4 protein-coding genes and 1 pseudogene are annotated in these 5,763 nt (G+C 64.8%); 3 read left to right on the top strand and 2 right to left on the bottom strand.

Going from position 1 to position 5,763, the window contains the following annotated elements:
• Positions 1 to 132 (bottom strand): annotated as a pseudogene (locus ACLP9N_RS00025) (type VII secretion protein EsxI); the annotation flags it as partial.
• A gap of 101 nt (positions 133 to 233) precedes the next feature.
• Between ACLP9N_RS00025 and ACLP9N_RS00020 the strand changes: the two are divergent.
• Positions 234 to 398, top strand: coding sequence for a hypothetical protein (locus ACLP9N_RS00020; RefSeq protein ID WP_442405479.1), 165 nt, complete (start codon positions 234 to 236; stop codon positions 396 to 398).
• 53 nt (positions 399 to 451) lie between these two features.
• Positions 452 to 3,067, top strand: coding sequence for a LuxR C-terminal-related transcriptional regulator (locus ACLP9N_RS00015; RefSeq protein WP_442405480.1), 2,616 nt, complete (start codon positions 452 to 454; stop codon positions 3,065 to 3,067).
• Here the strand turns inward: ACLP9N_RS00015 and ACLP9N_RS00010 are convergent.
• Complete coding sequence (locus tag ACLP9N_RS00010; RefSeq protein ID WP_442405478.1) at positions 3,038 to 3,259, bottom strand: hypothetical protein; 222 nt, start codon at positions 3,257 to 3,259, stop codon at positions 3,038 to 3,040. The two genes, ACLP9N_RS00015 and ACLP9N_RS00010, sit on opposite strands and share 30 nt — an antisense overlap.
• A gap of 274 nt (positions 3,260 to 3,533) precedes the next feature.
• Here ACLP9N_RS00010 and ACLP9N_RS00005 point away from each other — a divergent pair.
• Positions 3,534 to 5,763 (top strand): AAA family ATPase (locus ACLP9N_RS00005; RefSeq protein WP_442405477.1); only part of this gene is annotated, 2,230 nt, incomplete at its 3' end.

Raw genomic sequence — 5,763 nt, 5'->3', positions numbered from 1 at the left:
GGATCCGACGGCGGTGTCGGTGTTGGCCAGGTTTACACCGGCGGTTTGCAATTTCTGCCCGTGCGCATTGGCCCGCTCGCAGATCACCTGGAAGTTTCGGCCCTGCTCGGTGATGAAATGTTGACAGGCCACTGGCCACAACATCCACCCAACCCCTTCAACCGTGGCCGCACTGTGGATAGCGCGACCCTGCCACAAAGTTTGAGTCAGTGGACACGCCTACAATCGAATACATGTTCGACACGCTCAAGGATACGGACCCGGCCGCCCTGGTGGCGGTGGTCGAGTCCACGCACCGGGAGGAGTCGGCGCTGGTGGCCCTACCAAAACCTTTTTCGAAGGTTCGACATTTGGTCCGAATGGTCGGTGAAGTCGGGGTATCTTCTACGAAAATGTAGCCCGGGAGGTTCGACGGCTGGTGCAAACGGGGAGCGGGTCGCAGTGGCCGATAGTGGCCCGCGATGACGAGCTGCGCCGAGCGTTGGCAGCACTCGACGGCGGCGCGGAATTCCACGGCGTGGCGTTGGTCGGCTATAGCGGGGTTGGCAAATCGACGCTCGCTCGCGCACTTGCCGACACACTCGAGTCGGGCGGGGCGACGGTGCGGTTTGCCCTGGGCACCCAAACGGGGTGCGCCATCCCGTTGGGTGCGTTCTTTCGGTCGGTGACGGTTGAGGCAGCACATGAACCTGCGGCGATGCTGGCCGCCGCGCATAAAACCCTGGAGCGGGAAGAGAACCTGGTTGTCGTCGTCGACGACGCGCAGTTGCTCGATCCGTTGTCGGCCATGCTGGTGTACCAGCTCGCGGCCGGCGGCAGTGCACGATTGATCGTGACGATCCGGTCCGGCGACCCGGTGCCCGACGCGGTGACAGCGCTTTTGAAAGAGCGGTTGTTGCTGAGCCTGCGCATTGAAGCATTTACCCGGGAGCAGACCGAGGCGCTCGCCCGCGCCGTGCTCGGCGGCGTCGTCGATACCAGGCTGATCAACGAGTTACACGGCCGGACCGCGGGCAGCCCGCTGCTGCTGCGCGGCTTGCTGGGCGCGGGTCGGGAAAGTGGTGTGTTGGTGCGCAAGGATGCGGGCTGCCAACTTCGAGGTGCGCTGCGTGCCGACCGCCAACTCTCCGATCTGCTCGAGTTTCGACTGCAATCCTTCGCGCCGGAGGAATTGGAGGCGGTAGAGATCTTGGCGGCCGCGGAGGTGCTGGACTGGGAGATTCTGCGTGAGCTTTGCGATGCCGACGCGGTGGGACGCCTTGAGCGCCGTGGAGTAATCCAGATGGTTGCCGACGGATCAGACACGGTGGCGCGGCTGAATCACCCCCTCGTGGCTGAAGCGGCAATCCGACACGCCGGTGTGGTGCGCACGCGACAGCTCAATGGCATGCTGGCACAACAACTTCAGAAGCGCGTTGAGGCCGAAGGGCAGCGGTCCAGATTGCCTGACGTGCGCGTTCAAATTCGGTTGGCGCAGTTCATGATTCGCAGCGACCTCTCGCCGGACCTCGATGTGATCATCGATGCAGCGGCGAGCGCGATGACCATGTCGAACTTCGCTTGCGGGGAGGAGTTGGCGAGATTCGCGTTCGAGCGTGGCGGTGGCCTGCCGGCCGCGATCGTGCTTGGTAGGGCGCTGAGCTGGCAGGGTCGGGGCGACGAGACCGAGGCAATGCTTGCCGACGTCGACCCCCCCGATGGTGCCGATGAGTGGGTGATCGTGCAGTGGGGTGGTCTGCGAGCCTTGAGTCTGTTCATTAACTGCGGGCAGGTCGAGCAGGCGCGGCAGGTACTCGCCGACGTGAAGAATCGTGTCGATTCGGAAGCAGTCGTGGGTCTCGTCACGGCCCTAGAGGTGTCGTTTGGGTTCTTCTCCGGGGATGTTGCGACAGCGATTGAGACGGGGCCGAGCTTGTGTGGATCGGATATGTTGCCGTTGGCGGCGTTGTGGGCGGCGGTGGCAACGTCGTCTGCGCTGGCCCTCGCCGGCCGGTTTGGCGAAGTTCACCGGATAGCGGATGCGGGGTTGCGGGCGGCTGCGCTCAGCGAATCGGGATCGGACCGGTTCAACATCGGGTTGACTGAGGCCACGGCGTTGACTTGGGCCGGGGATTTCCCGGCGGCCGAGCGGGTTTGGGACCGCTTTGCCGCAATGGCCGCGGGCGTGCCGGAAGCAAACGCGATGGTGTGCGCGATGCTCGGGGTCGTCCAGCTTGGCCGGGGTGCGCTGCCGGCCGCGTGTTCTGCCTTTCAGGATTCGATATCGGCGATGTCGCCTGGTTTTCCGTCAGGCTGGTTGATGCTGGTATCAGCCTGGTCCGCGCAGGCCGAAGGTGCGCGGGGAGACAGTGCGGCCGCCGCTGCGGCGCTGCGCAGGTCGGAGGACGCCTACGGACCGCAGGTCGCGGTGTTCCTGCCGGAACTCGAACTGGCCCGGGCCTGGGAGCGGGCCTCCGTCGGCCAGACGTCGGCCGCGCAGACACATGCGGTGCGTGCCGCACAGGTCGCGCGACAATCCGGGATGTACGCCGTCGAGATGCGCGCGCTGCACACCGCCGTCCGGTTCGATGACCGTTCGCAAACCGAGCGGCTAACGGAGCTGGCCAACACACTGAACACTCCGTTGGCGGAGGCGATCGCCGCGCACGCCCGCGGCCTGGCCGACCACGACGGCGATTTGCTCGACGCCGCGGCCAACCGGTTCGCTGACATGGGCGCAGTGGCGCTCGCCGCCGACGCGGCAGCCCAGGCGGCGCGCGAACACGCGCGCACACGCCAGCGTGGCAAGGAAGTAAAGTCTTCGACCCGCGCGCACAGGTTGGCCCGGCAGCACGAAATACGAACACCCGCAGTTTATTCCGTGGCCCAACCGCTGCCGATTACCGACCGTGAACGCGAGATCGCGACCTTGGTCGCGATCGGTTTGTCCAACCGCCAGATCGCCGAAAGGCTTTCTGTCTCAGTGCGGACGGTGGAGGGACACGTCTATCGCATCTTCGCCAAGCTCGGCATCGAGCACCGCGAGCAGCTCATCCACTTAGTGAGTGGCGCCCTCTCCGGGATGTAACTCGACGGCGGCAACCAACCCGGTTTCAAGCGCGTCGAGCTCGTCGGCCGCGGCCAGCAGATCCGCAGTGACCTCCCGGGTGGTGTCCGCGTCGACCCCGGCGAAGCCGACGACACGGACCAGGATGACCCGCTTAGCAACCGTGCCGTCCGCGTTTGCGATTCTGCAATTCCACGGTTCGAATTCATACATTCTCTGAACACCGGGCCGAATCTGACGCCAGGATGATTTGCACCAGAACTATGGTCTACGCGTACGAAGCACGCCGAAAAACCCTGCAAAGGGCATGATTTAAGAACCCTGCAAAGGGCATGAGTTAGTGGAACGTGTGCCAAATTTACCCGGGTAACCAGATGTTGCCCGGAAAATCGAAATGTGGCACGAACCGTGGGCGGACTCAGTAGCGTTTGCGAAAAGATCTGGCGGTGGAGATTCGACGTCCTTTGGAAATGGGGAGCGGGTGCAAATGGGCAGCGGGTCGGAGTGGCCGATAGTGGGCCGCGACGACGAGTTGCGTCGAGCGTTGGCAGCGCTCGAGGGCGGCGCGGAGTTCCATGGCGTGGCGTTGGTGGGCGATAGCGGGGTTGGCAAATCGACGCTCGCTCGCGCACTTGCCGACACACTCGAGTCGGGCGGGGCGACGGTGCGGTATGTGCTGGGCACCAAAACCGGCTCCACGGTGCCGTTGGGTGCGTTCTATCGGTCGGTGACTGTCGTCGCACCGCTGGAACCGGCCGCCATGCTCGCGGCCGCACAAGGAACCCTGGAGCGGGAAAGAAACCTGGTTGTCGTCGTCGACGACGCGCAATTGCTCGATCCGTTGTCGTCGACGTTGGTGCACCAACTTGTGGCCAGCCGCAGTGCACGATTGATCGTGACGATCCGGTCCGGCGACCCGGTGCACGACGCGGTAACAGCGCTTTTGAAAGAGCGATTGTTGCTGAGCCTGCACCTTGAAGCATTTACCCGGGAGCAGACCGAGGCGCTCGCCCGCGCCGTGCTCGGCGGCGTCGTCGATACCCGGCTGATCAACGAGTTACACGGCCAGACGGCGGGCAGCCCGCTGCTGCTGCGCGGCCTGCTGGGCGCGGGTCGGGAAAATGGTGTGTTGGTGCGCACGGATGCGGGCTGGAAACTTCGCGGTGCGCTGTGTGCCGACCGCCAACTCTCCGATCTGCTCGAGTTTCGCCTGCAATCCTTGGCGCCGGAGGAATTGGAGGCGGTAGAGATCTTGGCGACCGCCGAGGTGCTGGACTGGGAGATTCTGCGCGAGCTGTGCGATGCCGACGTGGTGGGACTTCTTGAGCGCCGCGGAGTAATCCAGCTGGTTGCCGACGGATTCAGCACGGTGGCCCGGTTGTGTCACCCCATCTTGGGTAAGACAGCAATCCGACACGCCGGTGTGGTGCGTTCGCGGCAACTGACTAGCGCACTGGCACAACAACTTCAGAAGCAGATGCGGGCACAGGAGGAGCGGTCGGGGTTGCCTGACGTGCGCGCCCGGATACGGCTGGCGCAGTTCATGATGCGAAGCGATCTCTCGCCGGACCTCGACCTGATCGTCGACGCAGCGGCGAGCGCGGTGACCATGTCGGACATCGCCTCCGGTGAGGAGCTTGCCCGATTCGCGTTCGAGCGCGGCGCCGGCGTAAGGGCGGCGATAGTGCTTGCTGAGGCGATCGGTTGGCAGGGACGAGGCGACGACGTCGAGGCGGTGCTTGATGACATCGACCTCGATGGTGTCGATGAGTGGCTGATCGTGCGGTGGGGCTGTCTGCGTGCCGCGAATCTTTTCTTCAGCTGCAGGCGGGTTGAGCCGGCACGGCTGGCCCTGGCTGACGTGAGGACGCGTATTGATTCTGAGGAGCTGCTCCCACACGTCGCGGCCATGGAAGCGGCGTTTGCGTGCTTTTCCGGTGACCTCCGAACGGCACTCGACCTCGGGTTAGCCGTGTGTACATCCGATGTGCAACCGGTGGTGGGGATGTGGGCGACTACGTGGACGTGTTGGGCGTTGGCCCTCACCGGGCGGTTTGGCGAGGTCCAGCGCGTAGCGGATGCGGGTCGGGCAGCCGTGTTCGATCGACCGGGACCGTACAAGTTCGCCATGGGTTTGGCCGAAGTCGTGGGACTGACGGCCGCCGGCGACATTCCGGTGGCCGAACGGGTTTGGGAACACTATGCTGCGACGACCAGGGTGTGGCCTGCTCAAGACGCCTTCTTGCACGCCATGTTCGGATTGGTGCAGCTTGGCCGGGGTGCGCTGCCGGCCGCCTGTTCTGCCTTTGAGGATTCGATCTCGGCGATGTCGCGTGGTTTTCCGCCTGGCTGGTTGATGGTGGTATCAGCCTGGTCCGCGCAGGCCGAAGGTGCGCGAGGAGACAGCGCGGCCGCCGCCGCGGCGCTGCGCAGGTCGGAGGACGCTTACGGACCGCAGGTCGCGGTGTTCTTGCCGGAACTCGAACTGGCCCGGGCCTGGGAGCGGGCCTCCGTCGGCCAGACGATGGCCGCGCAGACACATGCGGTGCGTGCGGCACAGGTCGCGCGACAATCCGGGATGTACGCCGTCGAGATGCGCGCGCTGCACACCGCCGTCCGGTTTGATGACCGTTCGCAAACCGAGCGGCTGGCAGAGCTGGCCAAAACACTGAACACTCCGTTGGCGGAGACGATCGCCGAGCACGCCCGCGGCCTGG

The organism is Mycobacterium sp., assembly GCF_052144515.1.
Lineage (GTDB): Bacteria > Actinomycetota > Actinomycetes > Mycobacteriales > Mycobacteriaceae > Mycobacterium.
This window is presented reverse-complemented; position numbering and strand designations above follow the sequence as displayed.

Bases quoted from the DNA above. Each gene is read 5' to 3' on its own strand.
- ACLP9N_RS00020 (WP_442405479.1), top strand. From the start codon at position 234: ATGTTCGACACGCTCAAGGATACGGACCCGGCCGCCCTGGTGGCGGTG.
- ACLP9N_RS00010 (WP_442405478.1), bottom strand. From the start codon at position 3,259: ATGTATGAATTCGAACCGTGGAATTGCAGAATCGCAAACGCGGACGGC.